Genomic DNA, 25,964 nt, shown 5'->3' with positions numbered 1-25,964 from the left:
AATATATTTAAATATTTAGAAACAATTAACGATAACTGAAGTAAATTGTAACATTATTGAAACAATTAGTATAAAAATAAAAAAACCACCCGATTGGGTGGTTTTTCTCAGTTTAAAAGAATGTGACTAAAAACAGTATTTGTTTTCAGATGTTAATTTCTCTGAGATCGTATTTCGAAGTGCCACAATATTTGGCAGGTTCGTATACTTTGTGTATCTCTTCAGTCCCATAAGCATCATGCGTTGCTCGTCTCCTTCAGCAAAAGAAGCAATTCCCTCTTTTGCCTTAGTATTCACAGTGTCCACTGCATGGTACAGATAAAGTTTTGCCATAGCGATCTGTTCCTTTTGAGAATCTGCTCCAAACCTTTTGGCATTTTTCTCTGCTCTAAGAATACCAGATTCAGCCATATAAACTTCAATTAAAATATCTGATGCAGCCAATAATAATTGTTGATGCTCTTCCAATTGTGGACCAAATTTCTGAACGGCGCTACCTGCAACCATCAGAAATACCTTTTTCAGTTTACCGATCATTTCCTTCTCTTCAGCGAACAGTTCAGAATAATCTGGTTTGTCCATGGAAGGAATTCCTGTAAGCTCATCTGCTACTTTTGTTGCTGGGCCTAGTAGGTCTACATGTCCTTTCATCGCTTTCTTAACCAGCATTCCTACAGATAACATTCTGTTGATCTCGTTGGTTCCTTCATAGATTCGAGCAATTCTCGCATCTCTCCATGCAGACTCCATTGGAGTATCTGCAGAGAATCCCATTCCACCAAACACCTGAATACCTTCATCGGCACAATTCTGTACATCTTCTGAACATGCAACCTTCAGAATAGAACATTCGATCGCGTATTCTTCAACACCTTTAAGTTCAGCATCTGCATGTGAGCTTCCTTCTTCCAGTCTGATATTTATTCGGTCTTCGATATTTTTAGCCGCACGGTAAGAAGCTGCTTCTCCAACATAGGCTGAAGTAGCCATCTCTGCAAGCTTGGATTTTATAGCTCCGAATTTCGCAATAGGCGTATTGAACTGAACTCTATCATTTGCATACTTAACAGAAAGATCTGTTACACGACGTTGTGCATCTAAAGAAGCTGCAGCAAGTTTTATACGACCTACGTTTAAAGCGTTCATCGCGATCTTAAAACCATTTCCACGGTCTGAAAGCATATTTTCTACTGGTACCTTCGTTTCATTAAAGAATACCTGGCGGGTAGAGGAGGAGTGAATTCCTAATTTCTTTTCTTCCTCCCCAAAGCTAATACCATTACCTTCTTCGTTTTCTACGATAAAACCGGTAATGTTCTTATCATCTTCAATTCGTGTGAAAACGATGAATACATCTGCGAAGCCAGCATTGGAGATCCACATTTTTTGTCCACTAATGCTATAATATTTACCATCTTCAGAAAGGACAGCCTTTGTTTTTCCAGAGTTGGCATCAGATCCTGCACCCGGTTCTGTAAGACAGTAAGCTCCAAACCACTCACCAGTAGCTAATTTTGGCACGTATTTTTTCTTCTGTTCTTCATTACCATATAGTGTGATTGGCATTGTTCCAATTCCTGTATGTGCTCCGAAGGCAGTAGCCACAGATCCTGTAGCACCAGAAATATAGTCACAAACAAGCATCGTAGACACGAAGCCCATTCCTAAACCATCATACTCTTCAGGTACCGCAACACCTAGAAAACCTAGTTCTCCGGCTTTACGCATTACCTCTTCAGTAAGAGCATAATTTTTCTTTTCGAATTCTTCTTTATGAGGCCAGATCTCGCGCTCTACAAATTCCTGAACGGAATCGCGCATCATTTTCTGTTCCTCATTAAAATCTTCCGGCGTGAAAACGTCTTCACATTTAGTCTCCTTTACAAGAAACTGACCACCGCGAAGAAGATCTTTTTTAGTTGTATCTGTACTCATTTTTATATTAAGATATTAGTATTGAGATGTAAGATTTTAGACTTAGTATCTCAATTAATTTATATTATTTATAGTTTGTTAGTCTCATATCTAAGATCTAAAATCTCAGGTTTAGTTTAAAAATTCGAAAACTCCGGCAGCTCCTTGTCCGGTTCCAACGCACATTGTTACCATACAATGCTTGTTCTTAAGATCACGCTTACGCATTTCGTCAAATATCTGGACTGAAAGTTTTGCTCCTGTACATCCCAGTGGGTGTCCCATCGAGATCGCGCCACCATTCACATTTAATTTTTCTTTATCCAGACCAAGTTCCCGAATTACAGCAAGTGACTGCGAAGCAAATGCCTCGTTCAATTCGATAAGCTCAAGGTCATCCTGTTTCAGGCCAGCTTGTTTCAGTGCTTTCGGAATCGCATGAACTGGTCCTATACCCATAATTCTAGGCTCAACACCTACTGCAGAATAACTTACCATTCTTGCTATTGGCTCGAGATTTAGTTCTTTAACCATTTCTTCACTCATAACCATTACGAAGGCAGCACCATCACTCATTTGTGATGAGTTACCAGCAGTAACACTTCCACCATCAGCAAAAACAGGACGTAATTTATTCAGAACTTCAACTGAAGTATCCTTTCTAGGACCTTCATCTTTATTTACGGTATAAGACCTTGTCTTCTTTTTACCATCTTCCACATAGGTCTCATCGATGGTAATTGGAACGATCTGATCTTGAAAACGATCTTCCTGCTGCGCTTTAATAGCTTTCTGGTGGGAATCGTATGCAAATTGATCCTGATCTTCCCTGGATACATTGTATTTGTTAGCTACCGCTTCCGCAGTAAGACCCATTCCCCAGTAATAATCTTCATTACCATTTTTGGCAACTTCGTAATTTGGAACTGGCTTATAACCTCCCATAGGAATATAACTCATGCTTTCCGCACCACCTGCGATCACACAATCTGCCATTCCCATCTGGATCTTAGCAGTTGCAATGGAGATCGTCTCCAATCCTGAAGCACAGTATCTATTTACGGTCATACCCGGAACATCTTCGATCTTTAATCCCATTAATGAGATCAATCTACCTACGTTCAAACCCTGTTCTGCTTCTGGCATAGCATTACCAACCATGACATCATCAATACGAGTCTTGTCAAAATCTGGCAACTTATCCATCATATACTTGATGGTTTCTGCAGCAAGTTCATCAGGTCTTTTAAATCTAAAAACACCTCTGGGAGCTTTCCCAACTGCTGTTCTATATGCTTTAACTATATATGCTGTTTTCATTTTATACTTTTTTATTGTTAGAACTTGACTTCCTGCTTAGTTTCTTAAAGGTTTACCTTTTTTCAACATATGCTGAAGGCGTTCCAGCGTTTTTCTTTCCCCGGTTAAGGATAGGAATGCTTCTCTTTCAAGGTCAAGTAAATATTGTTCGCTCACCATCTGGCTGGATGATAGATCTCCACCGGCCATTACATATGCCAGTTTGTTTGCGATCTTGTGATCATGTTCGCTAATGTATTTACCTGCAGCCATCTGGTCTGTTCCAACCATAAATGCTCCAAGTGCCTGCTTACCTAACACCTTGATGTCTGTACGTTTGATTGGCATGGTATAACCATTTTCTGCCATTAATAGCGCATGTTTCTTAGCGATCGCCAATTGTCTGTCTGGATTGATCACTACTATATCTTTTCCCTTTTGAAGAATATTTAGATCAAATGCTTCATAAGCTGAAGTAGATACTTTTGCCATCCCAATGGCCAGGAAATTTTCTCTTAATCGGTTTAACTCCACATCATCCTTCTCATAAGTATCAGAGGCACGCAGTGTCATCTCTTTGGTTCCACCACCGCCAGGTATTACTCCAACACCAAACTCTACAAGTCCGGTATATGTCTCTGCTGAAGCAACAACTTTATCAGCATGCAGTGAAAGTTCACAACCACCACCCAGAGTCATTCCGTGTGGTGCAGCTACTGTTGGAATAGAGGAGTAGCGCATTCTCATCATGGTATCCTGGAAATATTTGATAGCCATGTTCAATTCTTCATATTCCTGCTCTACAGCCATCATGAAGATCATCCCAATATTTGCTCCTACAGAAAAGTTCTTGCCATCATTCGCAACTACAAGGCCTTGATAATCTTTCTCAGCCATGTCAATGGCTTTGTTGAGTCCGTCAAGAACATCACCTCCAATAGAATTCATTTTACTTCTGAATTCAACATTAAGGATTCCGTCGCCAAGATCTTCCACTACCACTCCGCTGTTCTTGAAAACTTCTTTAGATTTTCGAATATTATCAAGAATTATAAATGAATCCTGACCAGGAACCTTAGTTTGCTTCTTATCCTCGATGTCATAATAGTAGGTATTACCATCTTTTACAGTGTAGAAGCTCTTACTTCCATTTTCCAGCATTTCACTTACCCAGGCTGCAGGTTCATAACCTTCAGCTTTCATCATTTCAATACCCTTTTCAACACCAATTGCGTCCCAGATCTGGAATGGTCCATGTTCCCATCCAAAACCAGCTTTCATGGCATCGTCGATCTTGTATAACTCGTCTGAAATTTCAGGAATACGATTCGAAACATAAGCGAATAGTGCAGAGAAATTCTTTCTGTAGAAATCACCGGCTTTATCTTTTCCTTTGATCAATACTTCGAAACGATCTGCTACATTATCAATAGACTTGGTCATTTCAAGAGTTGCGAAAGATGCACTCTTACGGTCTCTATATTCCATGGTATCAAGATCCAGAGATTTGATCTCACTTGAACCATCTTTATTTTTAATCTTTTTATAGAAACCCTGACCAGTTTTGCTTCCCAGCCACTTTTTCTCCATCATAGTGTCGATAAAGTCTGGCAAAGCGAAGAGATCATGCTGCTCATCATTTGGAACATTCTCATGAAGTCCGTTCGCAACATGTACTAAAGTATCTAAACCAACAACGTCTACCGTTCTAAAGGTTGCCGACTTCTGCCGTCCTATCACCGGACCAGTAAGCTTATCAACCTCTTCAATGGTCATTCCCATATCCTTTACGGTGTGGAATAAGCTCATAATAGAGAAGATACCAATTCTATTCCCAATAAAGGCAGGAGTATCTTTCGCTAATACAGCATTTTTCCCAAGGAATTTTTCACCATACATTTTTAGGAATTCCAGAACTTCAGAAGAAGTTTCTCTTCCTGGAATGATCTCAAATAATCTTAAATATCTTGGTGGATTAAAGAAGTGAGTTCCACAGAAGTGCTTTTTAAAATCATCAGATCTTCCATCGGTCATGAAATTGATAGGAATACCTGAAGTATTTGAAGTAATAAGGGTTCCTGGTTTTCTATGCTTTTCCAGGTTTTCAAAGACCTGTTTTTTAATGTCCAGACGTTCTACTACAACCTCAATGATCCAGTCCACTTCAGAAACTTTTGAAATATCATCTTCCAGATTTCCAGTAGTAATTCGGTTAACGAAGTCCTTGTGATAAATTGGAGATGGTTTGGATTTTACTGAAGCCGTCAAAGCATCATTTACGATCCTATTTCTAACGACCTTGTCATCAAGGCTAAGGCCTTTTTTCTGTTCTTTTTCATTGAGCTCACGGGGAACGATATCAAGTAGAAGTACTTCCACTCCAATATTTGCAAAGTGACATGCAATACCACTTCCCATTATACCGGACCCAATAACTGCAACTTTATTAATCCTTCTTTTCATTATTTGATTTTTATGGTTCAAAAAAACCAAACCTGTTCAGGCCTGGTTTATTATTGTTTTACACTAATTTCTTCAGTATATATTTTCTTTTCACTAATAAGACCAGTGATCGTATTTGCTACCTGTATAAAAGTTTTAAGATCCTTATCGCTCACATTTTCCTTTACAGACTCATCGAACCTCAAAACCACTCTCTTAGAATAATCGCGCATCTCTTTTCCGAAATCTGTCAAGTAGATAAGAACGCTACGTCCATCATGTGGATTGCGTTTTCTTTCTATTAAACCTTTTTCTTCCATAGTTTTCAAAATTCTCGAAAGGCTGGTAGCTTCCATCCCCATTTTTGGACCCAAAGAGGTTGATGGGGTTCCATCTTCCGGATCAATACTTAATAAGGCAAAACCAGTAGCCATTGTACTTCCAGCTTTACCTGCTTCTTCATTATACATTTTAGAAACCGCCATCCAGGTGGCACGTAAAACATAATCTATGGTTTTCTCCTTCATGGGGGATTTTGGATTGATTCCAAAGTTAGGAAAAAATATTATGCATGCATAATAAAATGTCTTTAAAAATACTAATATCTTGTTTTAATGTTATTTAAATTCCTAAAACCAAAAAACTCCCCGGTAGTTGGGGAGTTTTTATTAGCATATTCTTAATGATAGATTAGAATCTACCGTAGAGTTTTTCATAAAGATCCTGGTATCGGTCACGAATATTACGTCGTTTTAACTTCATAGTAGGAGTAAGGTGCTCATCTTCTATCGTCCATGGATCTGGGGTTAATTCAAATGTCTTAACTCTTTCCCATTTTCCGAATTTCTGATTGTAGAAATCTACTTCTTCCTGTATGCGCTCACGTACCAAATTGTTACGTGATATGTCTGCAGGATCACCCGCGCCAAGATCGATATTCTTTCTCTGCGCCCATTCTGTAATGAATTCGTAATTAGGCTGGATCAAAGCTGCCGGCATTTTCTCTCCATCTCCAACCACCATGATCTGCTCAATAAATCTTGATTGCTTCATGGTATTTTCGATAAGTTGCGGTGCAACATATTTCCCTCCAGATGTTTTGAACATCTCTTTCTTACGATCTGTGATCTTGAGGAAACCATCTTTATCGATCTCTCCAATATCTCCCGTATGGAAGAAACCTTCAGAATTAATTACTTCTCTGGTCTTTTCTTCATCCTTATAATAACCTTTCATAACGTTAGGCCCTTTAGTCAGGATTTCTCCGTCTTCAGCAATTTTGACTTCTACATTATCCAGCACTTTTCCAACAGTACCAATTCTGAAACCTCCATTGCGTTCGTCATTCACCGCGATTACTGGTGATGTCTCTGTTAGACCATAACCTTCCATTACGGGAATTTCAGCAGCAGCGAAAACTCTTGCGAGTCTTGGTTGCAATGCTGCACTTCCAGAAACGATCAGGTCTATATTTCCACCCAAACCTTCTTTCCACTTAGAAAATATTAGTTTACGGGCAAGTTTTAATTTTGTTTCGTACCACCAGCCGTTTTGTCCATATGGCTCATATTCCAGTCCAAGCTCTACAGCCCAGTAGAATAATTTTTGTTTTACACCGCCTAGGGCAGTTCCTTTAGCGATGATCTTATCATATACTTTTTCCAGCAATCTCGGAACGGCAGTTATTACATGTGGTTTTACCTCTTTCAGGTTATCACTTATCTTTTCGATAGATTCAGCAAAATATACCGATACTGAATAATACTGGTATAGATAGAGGATCATTCGCTCAAAGATATGGCAAACTGGTAGGAAACTTAAACCTACGTAAGTTCCGGTATCGAAGGGAACACGAGGCGCACTTCCTAGCACGTCACTTACGATATTCTTATGAGTTAACATGACGCCTTTTGGTCTTCCTGTGGTTCCGGAAGTATATATTAAGGTAGCCAGATCATCTTCTGTAACTGCTTTCTTAAGCTTTTCTACTTCATCCTGGTTAGCCTTATCCTCTCCAGATTTTAGTAATTCTTTCCAATTCTTACAGCCAGCGATCTCGTCAAAACTATAAACTTCCAGCAGGCTGGTCGTGGCTTTAATACTGTTTAATTTTTCAAGGATCTCTTCATCTGAAACAAAGCAGTAAGTAGCTCCACTATGATTCAAAACATATTCATAATCTTCTTCGGAAATGGTAGGGTAGATTGGAACATTTTGAGCTCCGATCTGAAGTATTCCAATGTCCATAATATTCCACTCAGTTCTATTATTAGTGGAGATAACTGCAATTTTATCATTCGGTTTCACGCCAAGTCGAAGAAGTCCCCGACTAATTGCATTCGCCTTATCAATATATTGCTGAGTCGAAACAGTTTCCCATTTTCCATCATATTTAGTAGCAAAAGCAACATCCAGTGGATGATTTTCTAATTGATAGTAAGGAAAGTCAAATAGACGTTTAATGTCGTTCATGAAAAGGAAAGATTTTAGATATACCTTGCAAAATAGCAATTTTCAGAGCTCATTCAAATCAAATATGATAAAAAAAAATCTTATTGTTTGAGTATTTACTAAAATCTGACTTAAAAATTCTATTACTAAAATCTGTTAATAATTCCTTAAACTCTTCAGTATCAATCTAAATTCGACTTCATAAATCGTTATCCGATCACTAAATCTTCAAAGCATTTCCAACCAAAAAAAACTTGAATATTTCAGTTTAAACCAATTTGTTGATCTCTTTTTTGAATATATCAGCGCACTTGTGGATTCGATCTCTCTACCAGGATAATGCAATTTTTCCTTCTGAATTAAACTTCTCAAGGAAGTTTATGGATCTTATAATATAGAAAAACTGACAACTACACAGAAGTATGCTACCGGATTTAGAACAAAAAAGGAACCGAATGGTTCCTTTTACTTAATTATTTCTCCAGCCATTTTCTGGCATTCACAAAACCTTCCAGCCACGGTGAAACTTCATCTTTGCGGCCATCCGGATAATGTGCCCAGTTCCATTGAAAAGTAGATCGCTCCATATGCGGCATCATTACCAGGTGTCTACCGCTTATATCTGTAAGTGCAGCAGCGTTATAGTGTGATCCATTTGGATTTGCAGGGTAGCCTTCATAAGCATATTTACCCACGATGTTATAGCGGTTTTCCTCGTACGGGAAACTGAATTTACCCTCACCATGTGCGGCCCATATTCCTAGCGTACTTCCCGATAAAGTGGAAAGCATAACAGAATTGTTTTGTGGAATTTCTACGGAAGTAAAATTACATTCAAATTTCTGCGATTCATTATGCAGCATTTTCGGTTTTTGCTCATGTTCCGCATTAATAAGTCCCAGCTCAATAAACAGCTGACACCCATTGCAAACTCCAAGGCTAAGAGTATCTTCTCTACGGAAGAAATTTTCCAGTGCAGCTTTTGCTTTTTCATTATATAAGAATGCTCCAGCCCATCCTTTTGCACTACCAAGAACATCTGAATTTGAGAATCCCCCAACTGCTGCAATAAATTGTATGTCTTCAAGGGTTTCTCTTCCGGTGATCAGATCGGTCATGTGCACATCTTTCACATCAAAACCAGCAAGGTACATAGCCCGGGCCATTTCCCTTTCAGAATTAGAACCTTTTTCACGAATGATCGCTGCCTTAATTCGCGGTTTCTTAGTATCCATTTCAGGTAACTTTCCGCTAAAATGTTCTGGAAACTTAAATTCGAGTGGTTGCTTCTTATAGTTATTGAATCGTTCAGTTGCTTTATCGATCCCGCTTTGACGCTCATCCAAAAGAAAACTGGTTTTGTACCAGGTGTCTCTTAATTCGGCAATATGAAAATGGAAAGCATCATCACCAACCTTGATATTTAGCGCTGTACCTTCAGTCGCAGTTCCAATCTTATGATAGTCTATTTCAAGTTCCTTCATAAAAGTTTCCGCAGCATCATCTTTAGCCTGGAATACTATTCCGCAGTTTTCATTAAAGAACAACTTGATAATATCTTTTTCGCCTAGTGCACTCAGGTCAAGATTTGCACCCAGATTAATATCTGCGAAACACATCTCAAGCAAAGTTGTGATCAATCCACCTGAGGCAACATCGTGACCCGCTGCGATCATATCGCTCTTGATCATGGATTGCACGGCGTTAAAGATTTTACTGAAACGCTCATCATTCTTTACGGTAGGAGCTTCATCGCCAACTTTATTCAGAATTTGCGCGAAAGTGGATCCTCCCAGTTTATAATCATCTCCGGAAAGATTGATATAATAAATGCTCCCTGCATTCTTTTTTAGTACCGGTTCTACAACCGATTTAATGTTATCACAATGTCCTGCAGCAGAAATAATTACCGTACCTGGCGAGAGAACATCACCATCTTTGTATTTCTGTTTCATGGATAGCGAATCCTTTCCGGTTGGGACATTAATACCCAGAGAAATTGCAAAATCTGAAATTCCTTTTACCGCTTCATAAAGTCTTGCATCTTCACCTTCGTTATTACAGGGCCACATCCAGTTGGCGGAAAGTGATATAGATTTAAGGCCTTTTTCAAGAGGAGCCCAGATAATATTAGACAATGCCTCTGCAATAGAATTACGAGAGCCAGCCACCGGATCTATTAATGCAGAAATAGGGGAGTGTCCAATAGAGGTTGCAACACCTTCCTTGCCTTTGTAATCCAAAGCCATTACTCCGCAATTGTTTAATGGCAGCTGTAAAGGTCCTGCAGTTTGCTGTTTAGCAACGCGTCCCGAAACACAACGATCCACTTTATTAGTAAGCCAGTCTTTACAGGCAACCGCTTCTAGTTGCAGGACCTGTTGTAAATACTCGTGAATTTTCTCTTGTTGATAACCGAGTTTTTCATAATTGCGAGTAACCGTCCTGTCTTCCATGATCGTCTTGGGTGAACTTCCAAACATATCTGCCAGAGCAAGGTCCATTGGTTTATCGCCAGATTTCATGCCTTCAAAGGTAAATTTATAATCACCGGTCACATTTCCAACTTCATACATTGGAGAACGTTCACGATCTGCGACTCTTCTTAAGGTATCGAGGTCTTTCTCGCCAATAACCAGACCCATTCTTTCCTGGGATTCATTACCAATGATCTCCTTGGCAGAAAGGGTTGGATCTCCAACAGGTAAACTATCAAGATCTATCTTTCCACCTTTTTCTTCTACCAGCTCACTTAAACAGTTCAAGTGACCACCAGCGCCATGATCGTGAATGGAAACAATCGGGTTGTGTTCACTTTCTACCATTCCGCGAACAGCATTTGCAGCTCTTTTCTGCATTTCCGGATTGGAACGCTGTATGGCATTTAGTTCTATACCACTGCTAAATGCACCAGTATCTGCTGAGGAAACAGCAGCGCCACCCATTCCAATTCTATAGTTTTCACCACCAAGAACAACGATCTTGTCATTTTCCTGAGGAATATCCTTTAATGCCTGGTCCTTTTTTCCGTAGCCAATTCCACCGGCAAGCATGATTACTTTATCGTAACCCAGAGAACGTTCGTGTTCCATATGTTCGAAGGTAAGTACAGAGCCTGAAATTAGCGGCTGACCAAATTTGTTACCAAAATCTGAAGCACCATTAGATGCTTTTATTAAGATGTCCATTGGAGTTTGGTACAACCATTCGCGCTTTTTCATGCCATTCTCCCATGGTCGATCTTCCTCAAGTCTGGAGTAAGAGGTCATATAGACTGAAGTTCCCGCCAAAGGAAGCGAACCTTTACCACCAGCAAGCCTGTCCCTAATTTCTCCACCACTACCAGTTGCTGCTCCATTAAATGGTTCTACGGTCGTAGGGAAATTATGAGTTTCAGCTTTAATGGAAATAACAGATTCGAAGTTCTTTATTTCATAATATTCCGGAACATCGGGAGCTTTGGGAGCGAACTGTTCAACAACAGGTCCGTTTATAAATGCAACGTTATCCTTATATGCTGAAACGATCTCGTTTGGGTTCTCTTCGGAAGTTTTTCTTATCAGTTTAAAAAGAGATACTGGTTTTTCCTCGCCATCAATAACAAAAGTTCCATTAAAGATCTTGTGTCTGCAATGTTCTGAGTTCACCTGGGAAAAACCAAAAACTTCAGAATCTGTAAGTTTTCTATCCAGTTTTACTGAAAGATCTTCCAGGTATTTAACTTCTTCAGCATTCAATGCTAAACCTTCCTGTTTATTATAGGCTGCGATATCATCGATCTCTATAATTGGCTTAGGCTCAACATGAATATCAAAGATCTCCTGATCGAGTTGCTTGTATTTCTGAGATAACATTGGATCAAAATCAGAAAAATGTTCATCAACTTTCAGAAATTCCTCGATTCTAATGATTCCGGTAATTCCCATGTTCTGAGTGATCTCGACAGCATTCGTACTCCAGGGAGTGATCATTGCGGCACGTGGACCAACAAAAAAATCTGCCAGAGCAGATTTATTTATTTGAAGAGTATTTCCAAAAAGCCAGTTTAGTTTTGAAATAGACTGTGCAGAAAGGTTGGAGTGCGTTTCAACCGCAAAAACCTTGGTAGTTTGATTTCCGAAGAAAAGGATCATGTAAGTTGTGTTTGTGTTGTTTTGAACAGGGCACAAATTTACTTTTTTGCCTTCAATTCATGAAATTAAAACTTGTCAATATCATATCTATATAAGGACAAATTTTAATGCTTCGGAAGTATACCGATTTCTAAGCCTGTTTTTCCAGCAGCGCCATATAGAATCCATCATAGCCACTTTCGCTGGATAGAATCTTCTTTTCTTTTAGCAAACGGAATTCTTTCCCTTCTTCTGTCTTTAGAAACTTCTGAACCTGTTTATCATTTTCGGAAGGTAGAATAGAACAGGTAGCATACACCATTTTTCCACCTTCTTTTAAGATCCTGGAATATTGCTGAAGGATTTCAGCTTGAGTATGGTTGATCTTTTCCAGAAACTCTGGTTGTAGTTTCCATTTCGCATCTGGATTTCTACTAAGAACTCCAAGTCCGCTACATGGAGCATCGATCAAAACTCTGTCTGCCGAATTATATAATTTTTTAATCACTTTCGTGGTCTCAATACTTCTGGTTTCCACGTTATGAGCGCCAGCTCGTTTTGCACGTCGTTTTAATTCTTTCAACTTATTTCCATAAATATCCAGCGCAATGATCTGGCCTTTATTCTCCATAAGTGCCGCCAGATGAAGGGTTTTCCCACCTGCGCCTGCGCAGGTATCTACAACTCTCATTCCTGGTTGTACGTCAAGAAACTCTGCCACTCGCTGAGAATTTGCATCCTGAACTTCGAAAAGACCATCCTGGAAGGCTTTTGTTCTAAAAACGTTAGAGCGCTCTTTTAGCTCCAGTGCTTCGGGGTAATTTCTTACTTTATTGGTTTCTATTCCTTCTTCCTGTAAAATACCAGCCAGTTTATCAGGATCAGTTTTTAGGCTATTGGCTCTCAGGACTACCGGAGCTTGTGTATTTAAAGCGCTCAATTCCTGTGTCCATATCTTTTCACCTAACTCTTTCACACCAAGTTCGTCCAACCAGTCTGGCACAGATTCTCTGAATTTTCGAGTTCTGCTTAGTTCGTCAAATTTCCCTTTAATTCGTCGCACCGGAGTTCCATCGAATTGTGGCCATTCCGGAATCTTAACGCCTCTAAGGACACACCAAACAGCGAAGATCCTAAACAGGTCTTCTCTGGAAAATGGTTCTTTTACTTCAGCAATTTCAGCATATAATCTTTTCCAACGAACAATATCGTAAGTGGTTTCAGCAATGAAACTGCGATCTCTTGATCCCCATCTTTTATCACGCTTTAGCGTCTTTTCAATTACCTTGTCGGCATATTTTCCATCGTTGAAAATTTCAGCAAGAGCATCAATAGTTGCAAAAACGAGATTTCTGTGTAGGCGCATAATTCTTCTTTAAGCCGGCAAAGTTACGTTTTTTTGATTCGGAAAAATCTATATTTGGATCAAATCTATTTTATGAAAAAACTGGTACTACTTCTATTAGTCCTTACTGCAGGTTGCAAAAATAGTAATGAGTCTGAAGCTGAAGATTCAGCCTCTACAAGTAAGCATAAACCCTTTAGTGAAGTTCATATCGAAAATATACTTGAAGATGATTCATTGAGCATCAGGGCGATCCAGGTGATTGGTGAGAACCTGGCCTTTGCAGCTAATAAGGGAACTTATGGTTTATATAATGCAGCGTCCAAAACCTGGAAGACGAATACGCAGGCTTATGATAGTATTTATCCTGAGTTTCGTGCTATCGCCAGCACATCGAACGACTTCTTTATGCTTGGGGTAGGAAGTCCGGCGTTGTTATACAAAACTGGGAATAATGGCCAGTTAGAACTGGTCTATAAAGAAGATGATGAGAAAGCGTTTTATGATTCCATGACTTTCTGGAATGATACAGAAGGAATTGCAATGGGCGATCCTACTAATGGCTGTATTTCTATCATAATCACAAGAGATGCTGGTAAAAGCTGGAAAAAACTTGACTGTGAGCAGCTACCTGAAGCTGCCGAGGGTGAAGCAGCTTTTGCAGCCAGTAATTCAAATATTGCAACTTATAATGATGAAACCTGGATTCTAACAGGCGGAATGAAATCGAGAATATTGTACTCTCCAGACAAGGGGGAGAACTGGGAGGTCTTTGATACCCCACTTGTCCAGGGAACTGCCACTTCTGGAGGTTATAGTGTTGACTTTTTTAATTCTGAAATTGGATTCATTATTGGTGGAGATTATACCAAACCAAAAGAGAATAACGGAAACAAAGCGATCACGAAAGACGGTGGTAAAACCTGGAATCTGATCGCGGAAGGGCAGGAGCCTGGCTATAGAAGTTCGGTTAGATTCGTTCCTGGTAGTGATGGAAAGGAATTAGTTGCCGTAGGTTTTGAAGGCATAAATTATAGTAAGGATAGTGGAGAAACCTGGACGGAACTTAGTAATGAAGGATTCTTTACAATTAGATTCATTAATGATTCCACTGCATATGCCGCAGGAAGTGGAAGAGTAGCGAAGCTTAGATTTAAATAAAAAACAAGCCCGACTTTTAAAGCCGGGCCGTTTCAATCTAACCAAATACTTAACCAATATTATTCGTCACTCGATTTATTATTTCCCTTTTTCGCTCTGTATTCTCTAATGAGCTTTTTATGAAATTCATCCTCGAGTTTATGTAGTTTTATAATGTCTTTCGCCGTAATGATCTGCTTTAAATCCTTGAAGAGTTGTTTCTTGATCTTGTATTCTTCGTTTTCAACAGAAAGAAATTCATTTAGAAGATCTTCTGCCTGGTCCTCATTATAGCAACTTACATCCTCCAGTTCGATATGCTCACGTTCGTGAAGTTTTCGCTTCTTTCGTTCATATTCATTGTAAATTGGCCAGAATTCCTGAGCCAGTTTATCGGTAAGCTCGAGTTCCTGAGTAATAAAAGCTACTTTAAGAGCTTTGATTCTCTTATGCTGTGCTTCCCGATCTTCGTTTTTTTCCTGTGCCAGTAAAATATTTGCTGGCAGAAGAAATAGAATTATTAGTAGGTATCTTTTCATAATTAGTCCATTATATAAGATGGATCTTCAACATTCTCATCAATATATTCGAAAGCTGCTTCAGTATCAATTTCAGTAAAGTCAGCTTCCAGATCACCTTGAGTTATCAAATCTGAATATTCAACACTATTAAGGTTGATACTTCCCATTTCATAACTGTCGTACAGGTAATTTTCTAATGCCGTAACCTCTATGTCATCCCATCCAAGATCGCTCGTTTGGTTAGAAGGAAAGAAGTTGCCAAGCATAATGACCATGATTGCAGCGATAGCTGATGCATATAGCCAGTATTCCTTTTTGAATAACGGTACAACTTTAGTTTCAGGAGCAATAGATTTTGCAAGAATGCTATCCTCCAGCTCATCAAAATAACTATCAGGCGTCATAAAGCCTGAACTTTCTACTATAGGTAGTTCATTATCATGAGAAATTTTATTCATAAGACTGTTTTCAAGATCCTGGAAATAAGTTTCCGGGACTTTGAAGCCAGTGTTGTTCTTATGTTTAAAATTATCGGTTTTCATCGTACGTATGACTTGGTTTTTCAGTAATGGTTTAATTCGACTTTAAAAATTCTTCGATCTTCTTGGTTGCAATGTGATACGAAGCTTTCAATGCTCCCTCACTAGTACTCAAAATCTCTGCCATTTCTCGATATTTCAGTTCTTCGAAATATTTCATATTAAAGACCTGTTGCTGTTTCTGCGGAAGCGTGGCGATAGCTTTTTGTAATTTCAATTGTATTTCGTTCCCTTCAAAATAGACATCACTTTCTAGGTTATCAATAATTTGATCCTGAAGTTCTTCGGAAGTAATCTTTAATCGTCGCGCTTTTTTATTGATGAATGTGATGGCTTCGTTCGTCGCGATACGGTACATCCAGCTGTACAATTTGCTATCACCCTTAAATTTATCAATATTTCTGAAGATCTTTATGAAGGTATTCTGCAAAATATCATCTGTATCATCATGACTTTTTGCAATATTTCGGATATGCCAGTACAAACGCTCTTTATAAAGCGTGATCAATTCCCTGAAGGCTTCCTGGGAAGTGGATTGCTTCTGCAATCTTAGGATAAGATCCTGTTCAGCTTCTGGTGTATTGGACATAATTGATGTTCAACGCAAAGATATTCAATTCGATCATTGCTCAAAACGGAGATCAAAATAAAAACTTGTAAGTACTAACCTACAAAATCAAACCACAATCGGACGAAAGGAATTATTTGCGGATTAAATGCAAAATAAATTTGGTTAGTATGCATTTTAACGTATATTTACGACAGTTAAAAGATTTAATCCTTTTTTTGCCCCTTAAAAATTGAATTATATCGAATTATTCTTGCTGCCCCAAGTGAGAATATTAATTAAAAAAAGGATGATACCTATGTAGTCATCCTTTTTTTTATGTCGTTACTTCATTTGATCATTCGAAAGACTGCATGGCCACCAGTTTTTTATAGGTTCCATTGGTATCGATCAATTCCTGATGTTTTCCCTGTTCCACGATCTCACCTTTTTGCATCACGACGATCTTGTCTGCATTCTGTATCGTAGATAATCTGTGTGCGATCACAATAGAGGTACGGTTCTTCATCATATTCTCCAAAGCTTTCTGAACCAGTTTCTCACTTTCAGTATCCAGGGCAGAAGTTGCTTCATCCAGTATCATTACCGGTGGATTCTTAAGTACAGCTCTTGCAATGGATAAACGTTGCTTCTGGCCACCACTCAATTTGTTTCCACTATCTCCAATATTTGTATCCAACTGTTTGGGAAGTTCTTTCACGAATTCCCAGGCATTGGCAATTTTTAAAGCATCGATAATTTCTGCGTCTGTAGCATCATCTTTACCAAGTGCTATATTATTACGAATGCTATCATTAAATAATATTGAATCCTGAGTAACCAGACCAAGCAGATCCCGAAGATCAGATTTCTTCATCTTCCTGATATCGATTCCGTCGATCTTTATAGTCCCGGCATTTACATCGTAGAACCTGGTGATCAAATTTGCAATAGTAGATTTTCCAGATCCAGATTGTCCTACAAGGGCGACAGTTTCACCTTTGTTGACAGAGATTGAGAACTGTTTTAATACCTTATCATCTTCATAGGCGAAATCCACATTTGAGATCTCTATGCCTGTTTCGAAATCTTTCTTATCAATTGCATCTGGGTGGTCTGTAATGGTGGAAGGTGTTTCGAGAACCTGCAAAATCCTTTCTGCTGCCGCATCACCTTTCTTAACGCTGTAAGTAGCTTTAGAAATTTGTTTTGCTGGTGTCAGGATGTTGTAAGCTAATCCCAGAAAGGCTATAAAAGTTGCTGCATCCAGAGATTCTTCGACAAGAACCATGTTACCACCAAACCATAGAATTACTACAATAACAAAGATTCCCAGGAATTCACTGGTAGGTGATGCGAGGTTCTGCCTGTTTATGAGACTATTCAGGATCTCCTTGAGTCTATTAGTGCTTTGCTGAAACCTATCGTAAAACTTACTCTCCGCATTAAAACCCTTTACAATTTTTAAACTGGAAAGAGTCTCCTCAACAATGCTAAGAAAATGACCGTTTTCCTCCTGAGCCAGATTCGACTTTCGCTTTAATTGTTTTCCTATCAAACTTATGATGAAACCAGCAATTGGTAGAAATATAAAAACGAAGAGTGTTAGCTGTACACTCATAACCAGCATTGCCAGAATTGTAAATAATATGGTGAGCGGTTCTCGTACAATGAGTTCCAGAATGGATAGAAACGAAGTCTGAACCTCGTTCACATCGGCAGTGATTCGTGAAATCGTATCACCTTTTCTTTTTTCTGAAAAATAGGATACTGGCAAGGCAAGTATCTTTTTATACATCGCATCACGAAGGTCACGAAGTACGCCATTCCGAAGAAATGTAAGAAAGAAAGAACTTAGGTAGCCGAATAGGTTTTTAAGAAAGAAGAGGAGAACTACAATTCCGCAGATAAATACAAGTGCGGCAACTTCATCTTCGTTCACTCTCTGCGTGACTTCGTAATTAAAGTAATCTGAAAAATAGTCCTTAGCGTTGGAAATTCCAGTATAAACTGGTTTTTCAGCAACCCTTTTTGTTTTATCAAAAAGTACCTGAATAACAGGTATTAGCGCGATAAAGGATAAAGTGCTAAAAATCGCATAAAAGATATTACATATAATATTGAGGATCGCAAACTTCCTGTACGGCATTGCGAACATCATGATCTTTCTAAAATAGGTCATTTAAAGAAATTTAGCCCAGTTTTAATTCATCTTTGATTCGGGCAATCTTATCACTTAATTTCTGATTTTCAGCGTCATAATTCTGAATATCATCGAGCTGAGAATTTACACTGATGTAGAACTTGATCTTCGGCTCTGTTCCACTTGGTCTTGCCGCGATCTTCGTTCCATTTTCAGTATAATAAATGAGAACATTGGATTTTGGAATATCGATAACAGACTCATTTCGCTCTAATACATTTCTTGCAGTAGAGGTGTGGTAGTCTTCAACTAATACCACTTTTTCTCCATCGATCTCTTCCCATGGGTTTTCTCTGAGATCTACCAGCATTTGCTTGATCTCCTGCTCTCCCTTCATTCCCTTTTTTACAAGGGATATAAGTTCTTCGCGAAAAAGACCGTGTTCTGTATAAAGCTCAAGAAGTTTCTGATAGAAAGATTTTCCTTCCGCTTTCATTTTTGCTGCGATTTCACAGGCAAGTAGGGTAGCGGTTACCGCATCTTTATCTCTAACAAAATCACCAACCATATATCCAAAACTTTCTTCACCACCACCAATGAAATTCATTTCCGGGTGGTCCTTGATCAGTTTTGCGATCCATTTAAATCCTGTAAGAACTTCTTTATATTCTACTCCGTAAGATTCGGTTAAATTCTTCATCATTGGAGTGGAAACTATGGTAGAAGCAACAAACTCTGAACCTTTGATCTTATCCTGTTTTTTCCATTCCTCCAGAAGAAACCAGGTCATTACCAACATGGTTTGGTTTCCATTAAGAAGTACCATTTTGCCATCTAAATTACGAACGGCAACTCCAAGTCTGTCACAATCCGGATCTGTTCCAATAACAATATCTGCATTGATTTCTTCAGCCTTTTCCAAAGCCATCTTTAATGCTTCAGGTTCTTCCGGGTTTGGTGATTTCACTGTTGGAAAATTACCATCTGGTTTACGTTGCTCTTCAACAATATGAACATTATTAAATCCTGCCATTTCCAGAACTTCAGGAACCATCGTAATAGAAGTTCCATGGAGAGAAGTAAATACTACTTTAAGATCGCTCTTTGCGGTAGCTGAAGTGTCAAAACTTCCATTTTCTACGGAAGCTTTTGCGAATGAATCGTCAACCTTTTGGTCGATCTTCTCGATCAACGATTCGTTCGCTTCAAATTTAACTTCAGTATAGTCAAGATTATTAATGGTTTCGATCACTTCTTTGTCCTGCGGCGGAACTAACTGGCCACCATCCTGCCAGTAAACCTTATAACCATTGTATTCTGGTGGATTATGGCTTGCGGTAAGCACGATCCCGCAGTGACACTCTAATTCTTTAACGGCAAAAGATAATTCAGGAGTCGGTCGTAGATCAGAAAAGAGATAAACTTTGATATCGTTCGCCGAAAAGACATCAGCTACAACTTTGGCTAATGTATCACTATTATGTCTGCAATCGTAAGCAATAGCTACTTTAACCTGCTCTCCTGGAAAAGATTTTTTCAAATAATCTGAAAGTCCCTGGGTGTTTTTACCTAAGGTATATTTGTTGATACGATTTGTGCCAACGCCCATAACACCACGCATTCCACCTGTACCAAATTCAGCATTTTTATAAAAACTTTCTTCCAGCTCACCCGGATCATCATTTATAAGTCGGTTGATCTCGGTTTTAGTGTCTGCATCAAAGATATCAGTAAGCCACGCCTGTGCCTTCTGAAGAATTTCAGGTTTATTTGTTGCCATAATTAGTTGGTTTTACTAAACAAAAATAATGATTAATACGAGAAAGGTACTAAATATTACTGGTGGTTTTTCGTATCAGGTAGCGCTCTTTCTCACGCTTTGAACGAAGAATAAGCTCTCCCAGAAAACCAGCAAGAAAAAATTGTGTGCCTATAATCATCACTGCAAGTGAAATATAGAACCAGGGATTCTGAGTTACCAGTACGTTAGGTAGGCCGTGATACAATTTATAGAGTTTGGAAACACCAATAAGAAAGGCAGAGACAAAACCGATGATAAACATTAGAACACCCAGAGCTCCAAATAGATGCATAGGTCTGCGTCCAAATTTGGAAAGAAACCAAATACTGATTAAGTCCAGGAAACCATTAATAAATCTACTGGCGCCAAATTTTGTGTTACCATATTTGCGAGCCTGGTGTTTAACTTCCTTTTCGGTGATCTTACTGTAACCGGCATTTTTCGCAAGTACAGGAATGTATCGATGCATTTCACCGTAGACATCGATGTTTTTTATCACTTCTTTTCGGTAAGCTTTGAGTCCGCAATTGAAGTCATTTAATTTTACTCCGGAAGTTTTTCTGGCAGCAGCATTAAATAGTTTGGAAGGAAGGTTTTTGGTGATCACATTATCATAGCGCTTCTTTTTCCATCCCGAAACAAGGTCGTATTTCTGCTCCTTGATAAGGGCGTATAATTCTGGAATTTCATCAGGATTATCCTGAAGATCGGCATCCATAGTGATGACCACATCACCCTGGGCTTCGATAAAACCAGCATGCAAAGCCTGGGATTTTCCGTAATTCCTATTAAAACGTATACCTTTTACACGATCATCGGCTTCAGAAAGTGATTCAATTGTCTTCCAGGAACCATCTGTGCTGCCATCATCAATAAAGATGATCTCATAAGAAAAGGAATTGGATCGCAATACTTTTGCGATCCAATTATATAATTCAACCAAAGATTGCTCTTCGTTGAGTAATGGTATAACTACCGATATTTGCACTATTTAATATTTTGATTAAGAGCGGGGTCTTGTTTTTTCATTATTGCTCCTGCGATCAAAGATATCAAGAATCCGAAGAAAAGACTTGAAATAAGAGTTACGGTTGCAAAAAACCATGGACTTGTAGTAACATCCATCACACCGCCAGCTTGTTCCATTTGCTCATTTGACATTCCTCCATCTGCCATATCGGTATAAGCTTTTTCTCTAACCATATCTATAAATTCAGGATATATGAAAGTATAGTGTATAAAAGTATAGATAGCTGTGATAATTCCACTAATAGCTGCTATAGCTAAACCAACTTTAATAGCCTCTTTAATGCTTAGATAGCCGCCATTGCTTTTTTTAAATGCCTTTAATCCAAGGACAAAGATTATTATGCTAGCAATTCCATTTATAACTGCTAGATACCAATTTTGTTCAGTGAGGCCAAAAACGTACATTAAAACGAGAACTAATATTGAATACCCCGCCATTATTATTCCGTAGGTATACGCAAAAGGTTTAATTGAAGGTGAATTTCCCATAATTTAGTTGTAGATTGATTAGTTTAGCAGTTAGTTAACAAATATAAGGAAACGTTACACTCAATAATAAATAAAAACTTTTTTCAATTTTATTTGTTCGTAAGTAGTAATTAGTTAAATTTGCACCTCGAAAATTAAAAGATCAAAGCGATGAAGCAGGGAATCCATCCGGAAAATTATAGATTAGTAGCATTTAAAGATATGTCTAACGAAGACGTGTTTTTAACTAAATCTACAGCAAAAACAAAAGAAACTATTGAAGTTGACGGAACTGAATACCCGTTAGTAAAACTGGAAATTTCCAGAACTTCTCACCCATACTATACTGGACAAACCAAATTACTGGATACTGCAGGTAGAATTGATAAGTTCAAGAACAAATACTCAAAATTCAAGAAGAAGTAATTCTTCCGAATTTTCGACATATAAAGCCGCTTTTAGCGGCTTTTTTCATTTTAGCAGCAGTCCGTTTCACCGGAAACTTTATTTTTACTGAATCAAAGCATTCGATATGAACTATATTCTATTTGACGGTACTTTCCGAAATAATCTATTACCATTTACATTCACCAGACCAGTAGCTGATCTACGAATAGGGATACTAACCATCCGAGAAAAATGGGAGCAACGATTGAATTTGATTACTTCAACTAAAACTGAAGAATATCTTTCAGAAAAGTGGCCATTGAAATTAGAAGGTTCAAATATTTTTATCAATGCTTCTGTTTTACCGGATGACAAATTACTGCAGGAAATTTCAGCACTTCAGCATGGCGAAAAATTAGTTTTTGAAGACATCTTAATAGCATATAAGTTTGAAGGTAATTCTGAACCATCTCCTGAAGATCTTCAGCTTAAAGAATCATCCAGAAAGCCTTTTGTTGTTGCTCATGCCTGGGATATCTTCTCTAAAAATGCTGAAGCTATTCAGTTAGATTTTGATCATTTAACCAAAGGAAGAACTTCTCAGATGATAGATTCTTCTAATTATACCAAGGTTTCAGAAAACATTTTTATTGAGGAAGGAGCCAGCGTGGAGAACTGTTCCTTAAATGCCAGTGATGGTCCCATTTATATTGGTAAAAATGCTACAGTTATGGAAGGATCGCTGATTAAAGGCCCTTTCGCTTTAGGGGAATCTGCAACGATCAAGATGGGTGCTAAAATTTATGGCGCAACTACCATCGGGCCTTCATGTAAAGCGGGTGGTGAGATTAGTAACTCTGTGTTGTTTCAGAATTCTAATAAAGGACATGATGGCTTTTTAGGGAATTCTGTACTTGGTGAGTGGTGTAATATAGGTGCCGATTCCAATAACAGCAATCTTAAGAATAATTATGCTGCCGTTCGTTTATGGGATTATGAGACAGAAAGATTTGCGGATACCGGGTTGCAATTCTGCGGACTTATAATGGGAGATCACAGTAAATGTGGGATCAATACCATGTTTAATACCGGGACCGTAGTTGGAGTGAGTGCGAATATTTTTGGAAGTGGTTTCCCTAGAAACTTTATTCCTTCTTATAGTTGGGGTGGAAGTGCAGGAACAACAACATACAAACTTACTAAGGTTTTTGAGACCGCCAGACTGGTAATGCAACGACGGGGAGTAGAGCTCACCGCAGTCGATGAAAAGATTATGGAGCATATTTTCGATTATTCCGCTAAATGGCGACGGGATTAAACTCTATAAACCAGAGTTGAGCATTTGATTTTCAGCTTGATAATTGATTTTTTAGAAACACTTTAAGTTGGTATCTTTGCAACCCGAATTACAGGAATAGACGAATTGATCATGAGCGCAAAAAAAGTAGCATTTTATACCCTTGGCTGTAAGCTGAATTTTTCTGAAACTTCCACGATCGCTAGATCTTTTGAGAATGAAGGATTCCAGAGGGTGGAGTTTGAAGAAGCGGCAGATATATACGTGATCAACACCTGTTCTGTTACTGAAAATGCAGATAAACGATTCAAAACCATTGTCAAGCATGCTCAGAAAGCTAATGAAGATGCTTTCCTTATTGCAGTTGGTTGCTATGCTCAATTGAAACCAGAAGAACTAGCCGCGGTAGATGGTGTGGATCTAGTCCTGGGTGCCACTGAAAAATTCAAAATTACAGACTACCTTAACGACCTCACCAAGAATGATCATGGTGAAGTTCATAGCTGCGAGATCGATGAAGCCGATTTCTACGTGGGTTCTTATTCTATAGGTGATCGTACTCGCGCTTTTTTGAAAGTTCAGGATGGATGTGATTATAAATGTACGTATTGCACCATCCCTTTGGCCAGAGGTATTTCCAGAAGCGACCGTCTTGAAAATGTTCTTCAAAATGCTTCGGAAATTTCAGAACAGGGAATCAAAGAGATCGTTCTCACGGGAGTAAATATTGGAGACTACGGGAAAGGTGAATTCGGAAATAAAAAGCATGAACATACTTTTCTTGAGCTCGTACAGGCACTGGATGAAGTTGAAGGGATTGAAAGACTTCGAATTTCTTCTATAGAACCCAACTTGCTGAAAAATGAAACGATCGATTTTGTAGCTTCAAGTAAAACTTTTGTACCTCATTTTCACATTCCACTTCAAAGTGGAAGTGACGATATGCTGAAGCGTATGCGCAGGCGCTATCTTAGTGATCTATATGTAGATCGTGTGAATAAGATCAAGTCAGTCATGCCAGATGCCTGTATTGGCGTAGATGTCATTGTTGGCTTTCCAGGTGAAACTAATGAGCATTTTCTGGAGACCTATAATTTTCTTCAGGAATTGAATATATCATACCTGCATGTTTTTACTTATTCAGAAAGGGATAATACGCCGGCAGCAGAGATGGATGGAGTAGTCCCGTTAAAGGTAAGGAAGAAAAGGAGTAAAATGCTGAGAGGCTTATCTGCTAAAAAGCGCAGAGCTTTTTATGAAAGTCAGCTTGGGAATACATCAACGGTTCTATTCGAAGGAGAGAACAAATCTGGTTATATTCACGGATTTACAGAAAACTACGTAAAGGTTAAAGCACCGTGGAATCCAGAGATGGTAAATACACTTAAAAAAGTGAATCTTACCGAGATCGATGAAGATGGCCTGGTAAGATTCGAAATGCTACAGGAAGAATTGGTTTAAATATTAATACCTACAGGAAGTAGATCTTTGTATTTTCTTCTGTTTTTCCGCATAAAACCAGCAATGGTTGGGTTTGTAGGAACCACTCTCATATTGGTTTCGCTAATCCTGGAAAGAACCGCTTCTATAAAATCATTTTGCTTGTCCAGAACTTTCTCAGATACTTTTATCTTGGTTAAGAAGATCTTTCTATCTTGTTGAGAGTATTCTATAATGCAGAGTTCTCCATCAATTTCAGTTTCAAACTGTCTCAAAAATTCATTGTCTGTAATCTTCATTTCTTCTACACTCATATTTCAAGAATTAATTCATAGGCACTTCAATAAAAAGTACCGTTGATTCATTTTTAACGTCAACATTTATCTTCGGAGTATTCCAAATACCAACAGCATCGCGCTTTGAAAGCTTTAAATCATCAATTTCTGAATCTCCCTCTATCATAAAGATATAGACACCATTGGTCTTGTTATTTAAGTTATACTCAATATTCCTGCCAGCTTCGGTCTTTTGAATTGACAGGAAAGCGTTTTGATGAATTTTCAAGGCGTTTTCATCATCATGACCCATTGGAGCTACTACTGTAACCAACTCACCAGTATCTAACTGTTTGCTGTAATTCTTTTGGTCATACCGTGGTTCATGTCCACTCTTATCCGGAAAGATCCAGATCTGGAGCATATTTAATTCTTCATTTGAGGAATTAAATTCGCTATGTTCCACACCTGTTCCAGCGCTCATTACCTGTACTTCGCCCTGCTCAATGACTGCAGTGTGGCCCATGGAATCTTTATGTTTTATTGCACCCTTGAGAGGAATTGAAATGATCTCCATATCCTTATGTGGATGGGTGCCAAATCCCATTCCAGATTTAACGTAGTCATCATTAAGTACACGAAGTAGTCCGAAATTTGTTTTACTAGGATCGAAATAATTAGCAAAGCTAAAGGAGAAATTAGCGTTCAACCAGCCATGATTAGCGGTACCACGAGATCCTGCAGCGTGAAATATTTTATCCATTATTTATGAGTTATAAGATTTGAAAGTCTAAGATTAAAGGCTAATTTTGAT

20 protein-coding genes are annotated in these 25,964 nt (G+C 38.5%); 4 read left to right on the top strand and 16 right to left on the bottom strand.

The genetic code is table 11. From position 1 onward, the window contains the following. Positions 1 to 126: 126 nt before the first annotated feature. The 7 genes from ACNI3T_RS13240 to ACNI3T_RS13210 all read right to left on the bottom strand — a co-directional run bounded on the left by ACNI3T_RS13240 (position 127) and on the right by ACNI3T_RS13210 (position 13,584). Entirely contained in the window at positions 127 to 1,935 is a 1,809-nt protein-coding gene (locus tag ACNI3T_RS13240) for an acyl-CoA dehydrogenase family protein (RefSeq protein ID WP_418228203.1), read from the bottom strand. 111 nt (positions 1,936 to 2,046) lie between these two features. Continuing rightward, complete coding sequence (locus ACNI3T_RS13235) at positions 2,047 to 3,234, bottom strand: acetyl-CoA C-acyltransferase (protein WP_418228202.1); 1,188 nt, start codon at positions 3,232 to 3,234, stop codon at positions 2,047 to 2,049. Positions 3,235 to 3,270: 36 nt separating this feature from the next. Beyond that, on the bottom strand, positions 3,271 to 5,676 hold the full coding sequence (locus ACNI3T_RS13230; RefSeq protein WP_418228201.1) for a 3-hydroxyacyl-CoA dehydrogenase/enoyl-CoA hydratase family protein: 2,406 nt from the start codon (positions 5,674 to 5,676) through the stop codon (positions 3,271 to 3,273). A gap of 50 nt (positions 5,677 to 5,726) precedes the next feature. Then, positions 5,727 to 6,182 carry a MarR family winged helix-turn-helix transcriptional regulator gene (locus ACNI3T_RS13225; protein ID WP_295179317.1) on the bottom strand — a complete coding sequence of 152 codons (456 nt, stop codon included), beginning with the start codon at positions 6,180 to 6,182 and terminating at the stop codon, positions 5,727 to 5,729. Between the two features lie 163 nt (positions 6,183 to 6,345). Continuing rightward, on the bottom strand, positions 6,346 to 8,127 hold the full coding sequence (locus ACNI3T_RS13220) for an AMP-dependent synthetase/ligase (RefSeq protein WP_418228200.1): 1,782 nt from the start codon (positions 8,125 to 8,127) through the stop codon (positions 6,346 to 6,348). Positions 8,128 to 8,579: 452 nt separating this feature from the next. Beyond that, entirely contained in the window at positions 8,580 to 12,239 is a 3,660-nt protein-coding gene (gene purL, locus ACNI3T_RS13215) for a phosphoribosylformylglycinamidine synthase (RefSeq protein WP_418228199.1), read from the bottom strand. Between the two features lie 130 nt (positions 12,240 to 12,369). Continuing rightward, on the bottom strand, positions 12,370 to 13,584 hold the full coding sequence (locus tag ACNI3T_RS13210; protein WP_418228198.1) for an RsmB/NOP family class I SAM-dependent RNA methyltransferase: 1,215 nt from the start codon (positions 13,582 to 13,584) through the stop codon (positions 12,370 to 12,372). A gap of 72 nt (positions 13,585 to 13,656) precedes the next feature. Here ACNI3T_RS13210 and ACNI3T_RS13205 point away from each other — a divergent pair, with 72 nt between their 5' ends. Next, positions 13,657 to 14,724 carry a WD40/YVTN/BNR-like repeat-containing protein gene (locus ACNI3T_RS13205; RefSeq protein WP_418228197.1) on the top strand — a complete coding sequence of 356 codons (1,068 nt, stop codon included), beginning with the start codon at positions 13,657 to 13,659 and terminating at the stop codon, positions 14,722 to 14,724. 59 nt (positions 14,725 to 14,783) lie between these two features. Here ACNI3T_RS13205 and ACNI3T_RS13200 read toward each other — a convergent pair whose 3' ends face one another. From ACNI3T_RS13200 to ACNI3T_RS13170, 7 genes are all read right to left on the bottom strand, one after another. Continuing rightward, complete coding sequence (locus ACNI3T_RS13200; RefSeq protein ID WP_418228196.1) at positions 14,784 to 15,242, bottom strand: hypothetical protein; 459 nt, start codon at positions 15,240 to 15,242, stop codon at positions 14,784 to 14,786. Positions 15,243 to 15,244: 2 nt separating this feature from the next. Beyond that, positions 15,245 to 15,766 carry a hypothetical protein gene (locus tag ACNI3T_RS13195; protein ID WP_418228195.1) on the bottom strand — a complete coding sequence of 174 codons (522 nt, stop codon included), beginning with the start codon at positions 15,764 to 15,766 and terminating at the stop codon, positions 15,245 to 15,247. A gap of 31 nt (positions 15,767 to 15,797) precedes the next feature. Continuing rightward, positions 15,798 to 16,352, bottom strand: coding sequence for an RNA polymerase sigma factor (locus tag ACNI3T_RS13190; RefSeq protein ID WP_418228194.1), 555 nt, complete (start codon positions 16,350 to 16,352; stop codon positions 15,798 to 15,800). 316 nt (positions 16,353 to 16,668) lie between these two features. Further along, entirely contained in the window at positions 16,669 to 18,492 is a 1,824-nt protein-coding gene (locus tag ACNI3T_RS13185) for an ABC transporter ATP-binding protein (RefSeq protein WP_418228193.1), read from the bottom strand. A 10-nt stretch (positions 18,493 to 18,502) separates the two neighbouring features. After that, positions 18,503 to 20,233 carry a phospho-sugar mutase gene (locus ACNI3T_RS13180; RefSeq protein ID WP_418228192.1) on the bottom strand — a complete coding sequence of 577 codons (1,731 nt, stop codon included), beginning with the start codon at positions 20,231 to 20,233 and terminating at the stop codon, positions 18,503 to 18,505. A 49-nt stretch (positions 20,234 to 20,282) separates the two neighbouring features. After that, positions 20,283 to 21,242 carry a glycosyltransferase family 2 protein gene (locus ACNI3T_RS13175; protein ID WP_322300473.1) on the bottom strand — a complete coding sequence of 320 codons (960 nt, stop codon included), beginning with the start codon at positions 21,240 to 21,242 and terminating at the stop codon, positions 20,283 to 20,285. Beyond that, on the bottom strand, positions 21,242 to 21,772 hold the full coding sequence (locus tag ACNI3T_RS13170; RefSeq protein WP_418228191.1) for a DUF4199 domain-containing protein: 531 nt from the start codon (positions 21,770 to 21,772) through the stop codon (positions 21,242 to 21,244). The genes ACNI3T_RS13175 and ACNI3T_RS13170 overlap by 1 nt, the downstream gene beginning before the upstream one ends. Positions 21,773 to 21,922: 150 nt before the next feature. On the opposite strand from ACNI3T_RS13170, the gene ACNI3T_RS13165 reads away from it, so the two are divergent. From ACNI3T_RS13165 to mtaB, 3 genes are all read left to right on the top strand, one after another. Then, positions 21,923 to 22,177 carry a type B 50S ribosomal protein L31 gene (locus ACNI3T_RS13165; RefSeq protein WP_026916023.1) on the top strand — a complete coding sequence of 85 codons (255 nt, stop codon included), beginning with the start codon at positions 21,923 to 21,925 and terminating at the stop codon, positions 22,175 to 22,177. A gap of 106 nt (positions 22,178 to 22,283) precedes the next feature. Then, positions 22,284 to 23,456, top strand: coding sequence for a GlmU family protein (locus tag ACNI3T_RS13160; RefSeq protein ID WP_418228190.1), 1,173 nt, complete (start codon positions 22,284 to 22,286; stop codon positions 23,454 to 23,456). A gap of 111 nt (positions 23,457 to 23,567) precedes the next feature. Next, a complete protein-coding gene (mtaB, locus tag ACNI3T_RS13155; RefSeq protein WP_418228189.1) occupies positions 23,568 to 24,896 on the top strand; it encodes a tRNA (N(6)-L-threonylcarbamoyladenosine(37)-C(2))-methylthiotransferase MtaB in 1,329 nt (442 codons plus the stop codon). Here mtaB and ACNI3T_RS13150 read toward each other — a convergent pair. Together ACNI3T_RS13150 and ACNI3T_RS13145 are read right to left on the bottom strand one after the other, a co-directional pair. Next, a complete protein-coding gene (locus ACNI3T_RS13150; RefSeq protein ID WP_322300469.1) occupies positions 24,893 to 25,189 on the bottom strand; it encodes a GNAT family N-acetyltransferase in 297 nt (98 codons plus the stop codon). The two genes, mtaB and ACNI3T_RS13150, sit on opposite strands and share 4 nt — an antisense overlap. Before the next feature lie 10 nt (positions 25,190 to 25,199). Continuing rightward, a complete protein-coding gene (locus tag ACNI3T_RS13145; protein ID WP_418228188.1) occupies positions 25,200 to 25,913 on the bottom strand; it encodes a pirin family protein in 714 nt (237 codons plus the stop codon). Between the last annotated feature and the right edge of the window lie 51 nt (positions 25,914 to 25,964).

The sequence above is a fragment of the Christiangramia qingdaonensis genome (assembly GCF_048381525.1).
Classification (GTDB): domain Bacteria; phylum Bacteroidota; class Bacteroidia; order Flavobacteriales; family Flavobacteriaceae; genus Christiangramia.
The sequence above is the reverse complement of the archived record's forward strand: the minus strand, read 5'-3'. Positions and strand labels throughout refer to the sequence as shown.